Annotated in this window: 12 protein-coding genes; 5 read left to right on the top strand and 7 right to left on the bottom strand. The window is 69.5% G+C overall.

Annotated elements, in window-relative coordinates; genetic code table 11:
- Positions 1-13 precede the first annotated feature (13 nt).
- The 3 genes from AB0B90_RS34850 to AB0B90_RS34840 form a co-directional block, all read right to left on the bottom strand.
- Positions 14-1,159 (bottom strand): FAD-dependent oxidoreductase, encoded by a 1,146-nt coding sequence (locus AB0B90_RS34850; RefSeq protein ID WP_362926418.1) that lies wholly within the window; start codon positions 1,157-1,159, stop codon positions 14-16.
- A 557-nt stretch (positions 1,160-1,716) separates the two neighbouring features.
- The gene (locus AB0B90_RS34845) at positions 1,717-2,238 is read right to left on the bottom strand and encodes a MarR family transcriptional regulator (RefSeq protein ID WP_350949500.1); all 522 of its coding nucleotides are present in this window, start codon (positions 2,236-2,238) and stop codon (positions 1,717-1,719) included.
- 127 nt (positions 2,239-2,365) lie between these two features.
- Positions 2,366-3,634: a site-2 protease family protein gene (locus AB0B90_RS34840; protein WP_362926417.1), complete on the bottom strand. Its 1,269-nt coding sequence runs from the start codon at positions 3,632-3,634 to the stop codon at positions 2,366-2,368.
- Between the two features lie 253 nt (positions 3,635-3,887).
- Between AB0B90_RS34840 and AB0B90_RS34835 the strand changes: the two genes are divergently transcribed.
- A complete protein-coding gene (locus tag AB0B90_RS34835; RefSeq protein WP_350949498.1) occupies positions 3,888-4,493 on the top strand; it encodes a response regulator transcription factor in 606 nt (201 codons plus the stop codon).
- Between the two features lie 36 nt (positions 4,494-4,529).
- Here the strand turns inward: AB0B90_RS34835 and AB0B90_RS34830 are convergent, their stop codons facing one another.
- Positions 4,530-5,645, bottom strand: a complete 1,116-nt coding sequence (locus AB0B90_RS34830) for a PP2C family protein-serine/threonine phosphatase (protein WP_350949497.1) — start codon at positions 5,643-5,645, stop codon at positions 4,530-4,532.
- Positions 5,646-5,764: 119 nt separating this feature from the next.
- Here AB0B90_RS34830 and AB0B90_RS34825 point away from each other — a divergent pair, with 119 nt between their 5' ends.
- On the top strand, positions 5,765-6,994 hold the full coding sequence (locus tag AB0B90_RS34825) for a GNAT family N-acetyltransferase (RefSeq protein WP_362900042.1): 1,230 nt from the start codon (positions 5,765-5,767) through the stop codon (positions 6,992-6,994).
- Between the two features lie 67 nt (positions 6,995-7,061).
- Positions 7,062-7,262 (top strand): hypothetical protein, encoded by a 201-nt coding sequence (locus AB0B90_RS34820; RefSeq protein ID WP_350949495.1) that lies wholly within the window; start codon positions 7,062-7,064, stop codon positions 7,260-7,262.
- A 3-nt stretch (positions 7,263-7,265) separates the two neighbouring features.
- On the opposite strand, the gene AB0B90_RS34815 is transcribed toward AB0B90_RS34820, so the two are convergent.
- Positions 7,266-7,733 (bottom strand): ribose-5-phosphate isomerase, encoded by a 468-nt coding sequence (locus AB0B90_RS34815; protein ID WP_350949494.1) that lies wholly within the window; start codon positions 7,731-7,733, stop codon positions 7,266-7,268.
- Positions 7,734-7,832: 99 nt separating this feature from the next.
- Between AB0B90_RS34815 and def the strand changes: the two genes are divergently transcribed.
- Positions 7,833-8,321, top strand: a complete 489-nt coding sequence (gene def / locus AB0B90_RS34810; protein ID WP_350949493.1) for a peptide deformylase — start codon at positions 7,833-7,835, stop codon at positions 8,319-8,321.
- 72 nt (positions 8,322-8,393) lie between these two features.
- On the opposite strand, the gene AB0B90_RS34805 is transcribed toward def, so the two are convergent.
- Positions 8,394-9,803 carry an aldehyde dehydrogenase family protein gene (locus tag AB0B90_RS34805; RefSeq protein ID WP_362926416.1) on the bottom strand — a complete coding sequence of 470 codons (1,410 nt, stop codon included), beginning with the start codon at positions 9,801-9,803 and terminating at the stop codon, positions 8,394-8,396.
- Between the two features lie 153 nt (positions 9,804-9,956).
- Positions 9,957-10,577 (bottom strand): disulfide bond formation protein DsbA, encoded by a 621-nt coding sequence (locus tag AB0B90_RS34800; protein WP_350949491.1) that lies wholly within the window; start codon positions 10,575-10,577, stop codon positions 9,957-9,959.
- Positions 10,578-10,798: 221 nt separating this feature from the next.
- Between AB0B90_RS34800 and pepN the strand changes: the two genes are divergently transcribed.
- Complete coding sequence (pepN, locus tag AB0B90_RS34795) at positions 10,799-13,366, top strand: aminopeptidase N (RefSeq protein ID WP_362926415.1); 2,568 nt, start codon at positions 10,799-10,801, stop codon at positions 13,364-13,366.
- The last annotated feature ends 166 nt before the right edge of the window (positions 13,367-13,532 follow it).

Below are 13,532 nucleotides of genomic sequence, written 5' to 3'. Positions count from 1 at the left end.
CTGGCGAGGTCCACTAGAAGGAATACGAGTACTTGCGGTCCTCTATCGCCGCGCGCACCAGACCGACGGCCTCCTGGGCGCAGCCCCAGGAAAAACTGAATCCGGCCCCGCCGTGCGCGAAGTTGTAGACGACCTTTTCCTCGTCGTCCCACTCAAGGCAGACGTTCTCGGCCCGGAACGGCCGCAGTCCCGCCCGTACCGGCTCGTCGGGATCCAGCCTGGCGTGTCGCAGCGCGGGCATGAAGGCGAGGCATCGCTCGTACATCTCCCGTACCGGAGCGTGGTTCTCCAGATTGATTCCGGTGTCCCACTCGTCCTTTTCCGCCAGCCCGCCGAGAACGAGGAGTCTCGGATTGCGCGGCACGATGAAGACGATGTCCTGCTCGTCCTTGTTCTCCTCGTCGTGGGAGACGCAGTGGGCCTCGCGGATCCGGCGTCCGCGAAGCCCGTCGTTGCGTACCCGCACCAGCGCGCCGCGCAGCGGATACATGCCGATGCCGCGGAGTGCGGCGGTGCCCAGGCCTGCGCAGCAGACGATCACCTCGGCGTCGAAGCGGTCGAGGAGTTCCTCCCTCCGCTCGGCCAGCAGGCCCTCGACCCGGTACCGTTCGACCCGCACACCGTGGATCTTGACCTGCCGCATCAGCCACGCCATGTACTGATCGGTGTCGATCATGGGCGCCAGGTGCGAGTACGCGTCGACCACGCCGTAGTCGGGGCTGACGCCGTTGCGTTCGGCGAGGGTCCGGTCGCGGACGAAGCCGCGCACCTTCCCCGCGAGTTCCCGCATCTTGTGGAGGTCGTGCGGGTTCTCCTCGACGGGGTGCTTGAAATAGAAGTTGGACCTTCGCATCGCCACCCCGGGAACCTTCGCCCTGGCCAGCCTCTCGAACATCTCGTACGAGGTGACGCACCAGTCCTTGGAGCGGGCGAGCGAGATCTGGTCGTGGTGGTAGCCGCACACCGCGGGTGGCCACTCCCACAGCGCGCCCGCGACGACCGAGACGATGTCGGGGGCGAATCGCTCCGCGACGACGGTGACGCGGAACCCTTCCCTGGCCAGGCACAGCGCGCTGGTCAACCCGCTTACCCCGGCCCCGACGACAAGTATTCTCTCTGAATTCGCGCGCACCTGGGAACGCCTTCTTTCCTGATCCATCCAGCTCGATCACTTTTCGGCGCGACCGACGTGGGGGGCCGTCACGACGAACGCCGAAACCCCTCCACAGTAATTCGAGCACCGGCGAATCCCCGAATGGCGGCGAACCCGGCATCGGAGAACACCGGTCTCGGGCGATGGGAAAGCATGACCGCTTGAAGAAAGAATCTGGATCGAGCGGCGAAAAGCCACACTCGGCCCGAATGATCCGATGACAAACCTTTGGCCGCGTGCCGGATTTTCATCACCGATCCACCGGTCGACCCGGGCGAATATTGACACTTCTTGATCCGGTCCCGGCTGTCGCGAAGGGTCGATCGAAGCGATCGCAGGGCGAATTGCCGACTTTACTCGTGGACTCGCCTATATGCCCTCGGTGGGATTGTTAAGGGGCAGGTAGCGGGCCAAGTCTCACTTGTTGGAGAACATGATGACTAAACACATATACCGAGAGGCGCGCCCCCCGTCCGCTCACCTCCGACGCCGCCCGGCGGGAGCCTACGCGACCAGGAGGCCGCACAGGCCCCGCGAAGACACCGGACCCGAGAGGGTGCGGTTCAGCCCGGGGCGGAGGTCTCCGCGAGGGTCTCGGCGATCAGCCGGTCGAGGTTGGCCAGGTTCGCCGGACGGGCCACGGCGGCCTCGGCGAAACGGCCGAGCAGCCGGGCGAACGCCTCGCGGTCCGGCTCGTCCCAGTCGGCCATCAGGCCGTCCAGGTAGGTGCGCCGGTGACGGACCACCACCTCCAGCACGCGGCGGCCCCGCTCGCTCAGCACGAGCCTGGCCCGCCTGGCGTCCACGGCCGACTCCTCACGCTCCACGAACCCCGCGCCGACCGCGTCGTTGACCAACCTGCTGGCGGTCGACGGATCGACGCCCAGTTGCTCGGCGACGGCGCCCACGGTCACCTCGGGCACGTCCAGGCTCAGCTTGTGCACGGCGTGCACGACCATCACGTTCGACATGTGCACCGGCCGCTGCGGCTCCCCGGCGTTGCGCGGCCGCAACGGCCGCGACCAGATTCGACGCAGCCGGAACAGGGCCACGTCGATCACCGCTCCAGGCGTCCCCTCGTTCACGGCGCCACCCTAGCCGCTGCGGACGGATGTGCCGCGTGTTCCGGCCCTGCGGCGACGGCGCGCACGACGCCGCCTCGGGCCGGGACCGGGAAGATCGGCGCGCACGGGACGCCTGGGCGGGAGACGCTCAGCCGGACAGGCGGACCGGATTGACCAGGTCGGCGTACATCAGCAGGCCCGCCATGATGATCATCAGGAAGGCGATCGCGTAGGTGAGGGGAAGCGCCTTGGCGATGTCGACGTGGCCGGGCGCGGGGCGGCGCGTCACACGGGCGAAACCGCGCTTGAGCCCCTCCCACAGGCCGCCCGCGATGTGGCCGCCGTCCAGGGGAAGCAGCGGGATCAGGTTGAACAGGCCGATCGCCAGATTGAAGCCCGCCAGCAGGTTGATGAAGACGACGACCTTGTTCTCCAGCGGGATCGCGGCCGCGGCGATCTCACCGCCGATACGGCTCACGCCGATGACACCGATCGGGCCGTTCTTGTCGCGTTCGTCGCCGGAGAAGGCGGCGTGCCAGACGCCGACCATCTTCTCGGGGAACCTGAGCAGCGCGGCGGCGGTGGCCGAGGTGAGGTCCCCCATGTGCTCGGCGACGGCGCCGAAGCTCTGCTGCTCGATGACGATCTTCGGGCTCACCCCGAGATAGCCGACACCCTTTTCGATCTTGCCGGGCTCGTCCAGCGACTCACGGTCCTGCGCGATGAGGCCGGCGGTCACGGTCAGCTCCTGACCGGCCCGCCTGATACCGATCTCGACCGGACCCGCGCCGTGGTCGCGGATGGCCCGCGTCGCGACGTCCCAGCTCGTGGCGGGCATACCCGCCACGGACACGATGACGTCCCCCGGCCGCAACCCCGCCACGCTGGCCGGGCTGGGCATGTCGGCCGCGGTGCACTCGGGGTTCTTGGCGTAGTCGGCGGCGGTCTTCACGCACTGCGGGATCGAGGCGATCTCGGTCTTCTGCGTGGGAATGCCGAACCCCATGAGCACGACGCCGAACAGGATGAACGCCAGCACGAAGTTCATCGCCGGGCCGCCGGACATGATGATGACCTTCTGCCACCAGGGCTTGCGGTAGAACACCCGGTCCTCGTCGCCCGGTCGTACGTCCTCGAGGGCGACGTCGCGGGCGTTCTCGATCAGGCCCTGCCAGGGACCCGTGGAGACCGAGCGCACCTTGCCGGGGGCGTCGTTGGGCCGGGGCGGCAGCATGCCGATCATGCGGATGTATCCGCCGAGCGGGAGCCATTTGATGCCGTACTCGGTCTCGCCCTTGTGACGTGACCACATGGTCGGACCGAACCCGACCATGTACTGGGTGACCCTGACACCGAACAGTTTGGCCGGCACCAGGTGACCGATTTCGTGCAGCCCGATGGACACCATCAGCCCCACGAGAAAGACAATGACCCCGACCACGGAGAGCCAGCTCACAGGTTCGTACTCCCATCGCGGTTTCACCGACAATGCCCCATAAGAGGTTAGCCCAAGTATCCGTCCCCCACGCCGACGCGGAGCGCGGCGTCACCGGCTGTTCCTGGCCGGTCCGGGCCATTGCCCATCCTTCGCCGATCGGACACACTCCGTTGACATTCAGCGATCGCACGAACACTCTTTGATGAGGGTGAGGGCGGGAGAGAGGGGCGTTTTGATCGGGATCCTGGTGGCCGAGCATCTTCCCCTGGTCCGGCGCGGACTGGTGGCGACGCTGGAGAACGAGAACGACATGAAAGTGGTGGCCGACGTCTCCACCGGGGAGGACGTGCTTCCCGCCGTCCTGCGGCACACCCCGGAGACTGCGGTCATCGATCTCGAACTGCCGGACGTCTGCGGTTTCACCGTCGCGCTCCGGCTGCACGAGAGGGCTCCCGGCTGCCGGGTCCTCCTGTTGTCGCGCACTCCCCGTCCGGTCCAGGTCCGCCGGGCCTTCGCCGTCCACGCGCTCGGGTTCATGAGCCTGGAGGTCGGCCCCGAGCAGCTGGCCGACGGCGTCCGCCAGGTCGCGGCCGGCCGCCGCGCGGTCGACTCCGAGCTCGCGGTGGCCGCCCTCAGATCGGCGGAGAACCCCCTGACCCGCCGGGAGCTCGACGTGCTCAGGCTGGTCGCGCAGGGGGCCAGGTCCGGCGAGATCGCCGACCAGCTGTTCCTCTCCGTGGGAACGGTCCGCAACCACCTGTCGCGGATCATGTGCAAGACACAGGCGCGCAACCGCCTCGACGCCGTACGCATCGCCGGCGACTCGGGGTGGCTCTGACCTTCCCCCGACGGCCTTCCCCCGGCGACGCCGGATTCAGGGGCGCCAGATGAGGATGAGGGCGCAGTCGTCGTTGTGGCCCGACGACATGGAGGCGACCAGGTTGCGGGCACCGTCGCGGAACCCCGAGGGCATCAGGCGCTCGGCCTCTCCGAGCAGGCGGTCGAGACCGGCGTCGATGTCGCGCCCCGGCTGCTCGATCAGGCCGTCGGTGTAGAGCATGAGCGCGTCGCCCTTGCGCAGCATCCCCCGGTCGACCTCGCAGTGCAGGTCGGGCACGACACCGAGGACGACCCCCTTTGCCGTGGAGACCCGCCACGTCCCGGTCCCCGACTCGAACTTGACCACCGGAGGATGGCCGGCCGAGGTGATGACGTACTCGCCCGTCACGAGGTTGAGCCGGAGGTGGACCGCGGTGACGAAGCCCTCGGCCTCGCGCTGGCGGTGCAGATAGGTGTTGCAGGCGGGCAGGAAGTCGGTGGCCGAGCCGAGCAGCCCGCCGAAGGTGCCCGACAGCAGCAGTGCCCGGGTGCCCGCGTCGACGCCCTTGCCCGACACGTCGACCAGGGCGAGATCCATCATGTCGCCCTCGCGCATGGAGACCAGGAAGTCGCCTCCGAAGGAGGAGCCTCCGGCCTGCTTGAGAACGACCTTGGAACCCCACTCCTTGGGCAGCGGGGGCAGGTCGCTCTGGCTCTTGAGACGGTCGCGCAACTCCAGCAGCATCGCGTCGCCGCGCAGGCCCTGCACACCGAGCTTGCCGCGGGTGCGGGCCATCAGCGCGGCCAGCACCGCGGTGAAGCCGAAGGTGACCAGCAGGCCGGGGCCGATGTGTCCCACTCCCCGCACCACGGCCACGTAGATCAGGGAGACCGCGACCGCGCACAGCAGCTTGACGAGACTGTTCAGCCGGAGCTGGAGCCCCGCCACGAGGGTGATCGGGATCATCAACGCCGGCGAGAACCACTCCATGGAGACCCTGGCGGCCAGCCCGCCGATCAGCAGGGTGAGCAGAATCAGGGTGATGAGCAGGTTCCGGTCACGTGCCAGAGGGCCGCGCCGCAGGAATCGCACGATGGGGACGAGAAGCGGGATGCGGACCAGGAACGCGCGGAGCGCCGGAGGGAGCAGCGGCACCGGACGGGAACTCATGATGCGCTCGACTGTATCGGGCTATCCCCCCTTTGGGCAGCCCACTTGACCAACGCCTTGATCATTAAGCAGGGATATTAGATGGCCAGACCCGTTTGTCCCCTACTACCGTTTGACAGATGACTCTCAGCATGCGCCCGATCAGCAAAGCCGAATGGTCCTCCTGGAACACCCTGGACGAGGAGGCGTTCGGCATCGCCGTCCCCGAACACCGGCAGGAGCTCTTCAGGCGCATCGCCGAGTTCGACCGCTCGCTCGGCGTGTTCGACGGCGACCTGCTCGTGGGCACCGCCGCGGCGCTCAGCTTCAGCATGAACGTGCCCGGCGGCCCGATCCCCGTCGGCGGCGTCACCGCGGTCGGCGTGCTGCCCTCGCACCGGCGCCGGGGCATCCTCTCCTCGCTGATGACCCGCCAGCTGTCGGATCTCCACGAGCGAGGTGAGGCCGTCGCCGCGCTCTACGCGGCCGAGGCCGCGATCTACGGTCGTTACGGCTACGGCAGGGCCGCCGACAACCTGCTCTTCCGTATCCCCACGGCGAAAGCGGCCTTCACCCGGAACGCCCCGGTCGATCCCACCCTGCGGTTGCGCATCGTCAAACCGGCGGACGCCAGGTCCGTCTTCGAGAAGATCTACGAGTCCGCGTTCGAGGAGCGCCCCGGGCTGTACGACCGCCCGGCCGCGCGTTGGGACGCGGTGCTGAGCGACCACGAGTCCGACCAGGGCGGCGCCGGTCCGCTGCGCGCCGTGGTCGCCGAGGACGACGGCGGCCCGCGCGGCTACGCGCTCTTCCGGATCAAGGCATCCTTCGACGACCACGACCTTCCCGCGGGCGAGTTGCGGCTCAAGGAGCTGTTCGGCCTCGATCCCGCCGCCTACGCGTTGCTCTGGCGCCACGTCCTGGACCGCGACCTGGTCTCCCACGTCTTCGCCCCGAGCCGGCCCGCGGACGACCCGCTGATCCACCTGCTCGCCGAGCCGCGCGCACTTCACGCGCTCTGGCTGGACGACCTGTGGATCCGCGTCGTGGACGTCGATCGTGCCCTTCCCGCCCGCCGATACAGCGCGCCGGTGGATGTGGTGATCGAGGTCGAGGACACGGTGTGCCCGTGGAACGCGCGCCGCTGGCGGCTCACGGCCGACACCTCCGGCGCCCGCTGCGCCCCCTCGGAGGACCCCGCCGACCTGACCCTGCCCGTCTCCGTACTGGGCGCCGCCTACCTGGGCGGGCGCCCGCTGGCGGCGCTGCTCGCGGCGGGCGTGGTGCGGGAGTCGCGTGCGGGTGCCCTGCGAGAGCTGTCCACCGCCATGTCGTGGGGCCCCGCTCCCTGGGCCGGCCTGGTCTTCTGACGGCTCTTCCGAGGACCCTTCCGGGGGCTCTTCTGAGGGTGGGCCCGAGCGGGTTATGGTGACCGGCATGGCACTGCAGAGCTTGCAGATCACCGCGATCACCGCGATGCGGGCGCGAGACGTCTCACGCCCGTCGCGCGAGCAGCAGGAGGCCGCGGATCGCCGCCCCCTGCGCGACGAGACGCCACCCCGCAAGGAGCCCGCGCGGAGCGGGCCGCGCCGGGAGGCGCCGCGCGGGGAGTCACCGCCCCGCGAGCGCCACCGGTGAGGACTACGGCAGCGGCGGGAGCTGGCCGATGGTCTCGTACGAGTCGAGCTGCGCGATCCTCCGGTTGTGCCGCTCGGCCCCTGAGTAGGCGGTGCCGAGGAAGGTCTCGACGAACCGGATCGCCTCCTCCGGCTCGTGCATCCGCGCGCCGACGCTGACGACGTTGGCGTTGTTGTGTTCGCGGGCGAGCCTCGCGGTCTCCTCGCTCCAGGCCAGGGCGGCCCGGACGCCGCGCACCTTGTTGGCCGCGATCTGCTCGCCGTTCCCCGAGCCACCGATGACGACACCCAGGCTGCCCGGGTCGCCCACGACGCCCTCGGCCGCGCGCAGCACGAACGGCGGGTAGTCGTCCTCCGCGTCGTAGACGAAGGGACCGCAGTCCTCGACCTCGTGGCCGTTCTCCTTCAGCCAGGAGACGACGTGGTTCTTGAGCTCATAGCCGGCATGGTCGGCACCGATGTAGACGCGCACCCGCACAGTTTCGCAGGTGTGCGCGGGCGACTCCACCCGGCCCCCGACTAGAGTAATGGCCGCAGCACTTCCCCGCCCCTTACAAGAGAGAGTTCCCACATGCGTGACATCCGAGTGGTCGGTGACCCTGTCCTGCGCACACCCGCCGAACCGATCACCGAATTCGACCGCGACCTGCGGCGCATGATCGACGAGATGTTCGCCGTGATGTACGCCGCTCAGGGTGTCGGCCTGGCCGGTCCGCAGATCGGCGTGTCGAAGCGGATCTTCGTCTACGACTGCAGCAACCGCAAGGGCCATGTGATCAACCCGGAACTGACCGTGGACGACGACGCCGAGGTCCTCGACGAGGAGGGCTGCCTGTCCGTTCCCGGCCGCGAGACCGGCACCCCGATCTACGCCAGGACGCCCCGGGCCGCGGGAGTCACCGTGAGCGGCCTGGACCGGCTGGGGCGGCCGATCCGGATCAGGGCCCGCGGCATGCTGGCGCGCTGCTTCCAGCACGAGACCGACCACCTCGACGGCAGGCTGTATGTGGACAGGCTCGCCAGGGACGCCGCCAGGAAGGTCCTGCTCCAGGCCCCCTGACCTCCGTGGTCGCCGGGCGGCCGTCACGTGAGGGCGACCTCGGGCCGATCCCCGGTGGTCGCCGGGCGGCCGTCAGAGCTGGACGGCCTTGATCTCCAGATACTCCTCGAGCCCGAACTCGCCCAGCTCGCGGCCGATACCCGACTGCTTGTAGCCGCCGAAGGGCGCCCGCGGGTTGAACCGGCCGCCGTTGACCGCCACCTGGCCGGTGCGCAGCCGCCTGGCGACCTCGACCGCACGCTGCTCACTGCCCGCCCACACCGCGCCCGCCAGGCCGTACGGCGTGCCGTTCGCGATCGCGACCGCCTCGTCCTCCCCCCGGGTGTAGGGGATGATCGTGAGGACCGGGCCGAAGATCTCCTCCTGCTCGATCACCATCCCCGGCTCCACCCCGGCGAACACCGTCGGCTCGACGTAGAAGCCGCGCTCCAGGGGCCGGTCGGTGCCTCCCGCGACCAGCCGGGCACCTTCCTCCTCGCCCCTGTTGATGTAACGGACGACCCGGTCACGCTGGGCCGCCGACACCAGGGGGCCGAGCCTGGTCGCCTCGTCGAAGGGGTCGCCGACGGTGTATCTCCCCGCGGCCTCGACGGCGAGACCGACGGCCTCGTCGTACCGGTCGCGATGGACGATCATGCGGGTCCATGCCGAACAGGTCTGGCCGGAGTTGACGAAGGCGTTGGCCACCGTCGCCTTCGCCGCCGCCGCCAGGTCGGCGTCCGGCAGGATCAGGCTGGCGGACTTGCCGCCGAGTTCCATGGCCACCCGCTTGATCGTCTCGGCCGCGAGCGCGGCGACCCGGCGTCCGGCCCGGGTGGAGCCGGTGAACGACACCATGTCCACCTCGGGATGCGCGGCCAGCGCCTCACCCACCACCGGGCCGTGACCGCTGACCATGTTGAAGACCCCGGCGGGCAGTCCGACCTCGTCGAGGATCCCGGCGAGCGCGAAGGCCGCCAGCGGTGCCACCTCGCTGGGCTTCAGCACGATCGTGCAGCCCGCGGCGAGCGCGGCGCCCACCTTGCAGACGACCTGGTGGAGCGGGTAGTTCCAGGGGGTGATCGCGGCGACCACCCCGACCGGCTCCCTGAAGACGCGGGAGTTGCCGACCTGCCCGCCCTCGAAGTCGTAGGTCTCGGCCAGCTGGGCGTACGAGGCCAGCACACCGGCCGGCATCAGCGTGTGCACCCTCATCGCCACGCCGTACGGCGCGCCCATGTCCGTGGCGATGATCCTGGCTATCTGGTCGGAGCGTTCGCGTATCAGGTCGGCGGCCGAGGCGAGGATCCTGCCCCGCTCGGCGGGAGGCGTCGCGGACCAGGAGGGGAAGGCGGCGCGGGCGGCGGCCACCGCGGCCTCGACGTCGGCGGGCGCCCCTGCGGGAACCCTGTCGATCCGCTCCTCGGTGGCGGGGTTGATCACGTCGATGCTCTCGCCCGACGCGGACGCCTGCCAGGCTCCATTCAGATAAAGGTGACGCATGCCCTCATCCTGGCGTGCGTCCCGTTGTTACGCGAGGGCACCCGAAACGCGCCCTCACACAAAGACGACCTTGGTATGGGAGCAGGGCGTCCCATGCGGGCGAGTCCGCCCGCCGCGGTCGCGCACGGCGGGCGGAAACATCGGAGAGGCGGATCAGTCGAAGATCGGTTCCCGGGTCCTGGAGCGCTTGAGCTCGAAGAAGCCGTCGGTGCCCGCCACCAGGCGCACGCCGTCCCAGAGCCTGCCCGCCTCCTCGCCCTTGGGAGCGGGCGAGATGACCGGGCCGAAGAAGGCGACGCCCTCGACGGAGATCACCGGAGTGCCGACCTCCTGGCCGACCCGGTCGATGCCGTCGTTGTGCGAGGCGCGCAGTGCCTCGTCGAACTCCGTCGAGTCCATCGCGTCGGCGAAGGCGCGGTCGAGCCCCGCGGCCTCCAGCGCCTCCTCGACCGTCTCACGGAGCGTGTCGAGCTCCCTGGCCCTGCCCTGGTTGTGCAGACGGGTGCCGAGCTCGGTGTAGAGGCGGCCGACCGTCTCGGAGTCGTACTTCTCCTGCACGGCGGTGACCACCCGGACCGGGCCGATGGCCTTGGCGATCAACTCACGGTAGCTGTCCGGGACGTCCTTGTCCTCGTTCAGCACGTTGAGGCTCATGATGTGCCAGCGCGGCTCGATCGGCCGTACCTTCTCAACCTCCAGCAACCAGCGGGAGGTCATCCACGCGAACGGGCAGAAGGGATCGAACCAGAGATCGACAGGGGTTCGCTCAGTCATCTTTTCCGGCTTCCTGGTCGTGAGGCTTCTTCGGTAGCGACAACCCGGAGAGCGGAGTCCCCTATTCCACAGGTGGATTAATACCTTGACATGCCTCTTTATTCTCGGATCTGGGGTACCAGTCCGCAGTCCGAGGTGAAGCGGCGGCCCGCGGCCTTACGTGGCAGGATTCAGTCACCCCTTAGCAATGGAGCGGGGGAAGTTGTGAAGAGGGAGCGGTAGTGGCAGGCAATCTGACCCGTGACGAGGCGCGCGAGCGCGCACGGCTGCTCAGTGTGCAGTCCTATGCGGTGGAGCTCGACCTGACCGAGGGTGAGGAGCGCTTCGAGAGCGTCACCACGGTTCGCTTCACCAGCACCCGGCCGGGTGCGGAGACGTTCGTCGACCTGGCCGGCGCCAAGGTGCGCACGGCGGTGTTGAACGGCGTCGAGCTGGACGTGAGCGGCTACGACCTGGAGACCGGACGGCTGCCGCTGCCTGGCCTGGCCGAGACCAACGAGCTGCGGGTGGACGCCGACTGTTCCTACAGCCGCACCGGCGAGGGCCTGCACCGCTTCGTCGACCCGGTGGACAAGAGCGTCTATCTGTACAGCCAGTTCGAGACGGCCGACGCGCACCGGATGTACGCGTGCTTCGACCAGCCCGACCTCAAGGCCTCCTTCGAGCTGACCGTGCTCGCGCCCTCCCACTGGGAGGTCATCTCCAACACGGCGCCCGACGCGGCCGACGAGCTGCCGGAGCACCACGGCAGGCACGGCGCGCTCCAGGCCGCCAAGCGCTGGCACTTCCCGCCCTCACCGGTGATGTCGACCTACATCACCGCGCTGTGCGCCGGGCCCTACCACAAGGTGACCTCCGAGCACGACGGCATCCCGCTGGGCCTGTACTGCCGGGCCTCGCTCGCCGAGCACCTCGACCCGGAGAACATCTTCGAGGTCACCAGGCAGGGCTTCGACTTCTTCCACCGGATCTTCGGCGTCCGCTACCCGTTCGGGAAGTACGACCAGCTCTTCGTCCCCGAGTTCAACGCCGGGGCGATGGAGAACGCGGGCTGCGTGACCTTCCTGGAGGACTACGTCTTCCGCTCGCGCGTCACGGACGCGGTGATCGAGCGCCGCGCGGAGACGATCCTGCACGAGATGGCGCACATGTGGTTCGGTGACCTGGTCACCATGCGCTGGTGGGACGACCTGTGGCTGAACGAGTCGTTCGCCACCTACGCCTCGGTGCTCTGCCAGGCCGAGGCCACCCGCTGGGGCCAGGGTGCCTGGACGACCTTCGCCAACGTCGAGAAGGCCTGGGCCTACCGTCAGGACCAGCTGCCCTCGACCCACCCGATCGCCGCCGACATCGTCGACATGCACGCGGTCGAGGTCAACTTCGACGGGATCACGTACGCCAAGGGCGCCTCGGTCCTCAAGCAGCTCGTCGCCTACGTGGGCCTGGACAACTTCCTCGCCGGGGTCCGCGACTACTTCAACGAGCACGCCTGGGAGAACACCACGCTCGCGGACCTGCTCGGCGCGCTGGAGCGCACCTCGGGACGCGACCTGTCCTCCTGGTCGAAGGAGTGGCTGGAGACCTCCTGGGTCAACACGCTGCGCCCCTCGTTCACCGTCGACCCCGAGGGCCGTTTCCTGGAGTTCGACGTCCTCCAGGAGGCCCCGGCCGACTACCCGACGCTGCGCTCGCACCGCGTCGCCATCGGCCTGTACTCCCTGCGAGACGGCGAGCTGGTCCGCGTCAGGCGGGTCGAGCTGGACGTCGTCGGCGCGCGCACGGCCGTGGCCGAGCTGGTCGGCGAGGTCCAGCCGGACCTGATCCTGATCAACGACGACGACCTGACGTACGCCAAGGTCAGGCTCGACGAGCGGTCGCTGCGGACCCTGACGGAGGGCGGCATCGCCAGGTTCACCGAGTCGCTGCCCCGCGCGCTGTGCTGGTCGGCCGCCTGGGACATGACCCGCGACGCGGAGATGGCCACCCGCGACTACCTCACCCTGGTCGTCTCCAACATCGAGTCGGTCACCGACATCACCGTCGCCCAGACCCTGCTCCGCCAGGCCCGCCTCGCCGTCCAGCAGTACGGCGACCCCGCCTGGCGCCCCGAGGGCCTGGCCAGGCTCGCCTCCGCGCTGCGCCGCCTGGTCGGCGAGGCCGCGCCCGGCTCCGACCACCAGCTCGCCTACCTGAACGCGCTGTCGGCCGTGGCCACCTCCACCGAGGACCTGGCGTTCCTGAAGGGGCTGCTGGACGGGGAGACGGTGCTCGACGGCCTCACCGTCGACGCCGACCTGCGCTGGACGCTGACCGGCGCCCTGGTCTCCGGCGGCCTGCTCGGCGAGGAGGACATCGCCCAGGAGCTGCTGCGCGACGCCACCGCGACGGGCGAGCGTTCCGCCGCGCTCTGCGGCGCCGCGATCCCGACCGCCGAGGGCAAGGCGAACGCCTGGACCACGATCACCGAGGGCAAGCTGAGCGGGGCGCTGCTCCGTTCGACGATCGCCGGTTTCATGGACCCGCGCCACCCGGAGCTGCTGGAGCCGTACGGGGCGAAGTACTTCGAGGAGATCGGCGGGATCTGGGCGTCCTGGAGTTCCGACAGCGCCCAGAACTTCGCGAACGGCTGCTACCCGGCGCTGAGCATCTCTCCCGAGACGGTCGCCAGGACCCAGGACCTCATCTCGTCCACCCAGCCGCCGCACGCCCTCAAGCGCCTGCTGCTCGAGGGCGCCGACGGCATCGGCCGCGCCCTGCGCGCCCAGGCCAAGGACGCCTCGGCAGCCTGACCCGGCCGCGAGACCCGGGCGGAGCCATCACACACCGCCCGGGACAACCCGCGCCAAGGACGCCTCGGCGGCCTGACCCGGCCGCGAGACCCGGGCGGAGCCGTCCCGCACCGCCCGGGTCGACCCCCGGTGAAGTTTTAAGTGGTTCCTGACGGACACTGGAAGG

Origin of the sequence: Streptosporangium sp. NPDC049078 (assembly GCF_040648855.1) — a bacterium.
In the GTDB taxonomy this organism is placed as follows: Bacteria; Actinomycetota; Actinomycetes; order Streptosporangiales; family Streptosporangiaceae; genus Streptosporangium.
The sequence above is the reverse complement of the archived record's forward strand: the minus strand, read 5'-3'. Positions and strand labels throughout refer to the sequence as shown.

What these genes read in the sequence shown, in the direction of transcription:
- AB0B90_RS34830 (WP_350949497.1), bottom strand. Translation starts at nt 5,645, where the DNA reads ATGAGTTCCCGTCCGGTGCCGCTGCTCCCTCCGGCGCTCCGCGCGTTC.
- AB0B90_RS34800 (WP_350949491.1), bottom strand. Translation starts at nt 10,577, where the DNA reads ATGACTGAGCGAACCCCTGTCGATCTCTGGTTCGATCCCTTCTGCCCG.
- AB0B90_RS34820 (WP_350949495.1), top strand. Translation starts at nt 7,062, where the DNA reads ATGGCACTGCAGAGCTTGCAGATCACCGCGATCACCGCGATGCGGGCG.
- AB0B90_RS34805 (WP_362926416.1), bottom strand. Translation starts at nt 9,803, where the DNA reads ATGCGTCACCTTTATCTGAATGGAGCCTGGCAGGCGTCCGCGTCGGGC.
- def (WP_350949493.1), top strand. Translation starts at nt 7,833, where the DNA reads ATGCGTGACATCCGAGTGGTCGGTGACCCTGTCCTGCGCACACCCGCC.
- AB0B90_RS34850 (WP_362926418.1), bottom strand. Translation starts at nt 1,159, where the DNA reads ATGGATCAGGAAAGAAGGCGTTCCCAGGTGCGCGCGAATTCAGAGAGA.
- AB0B90_RS34825 (WP_362900042.1), top strand. Translation starts at nt 5,765, where the DNA reads ATGACTCTCAGCATGCGCCCGATCAGCAAAGCCGAATGGTCCTCCTGG.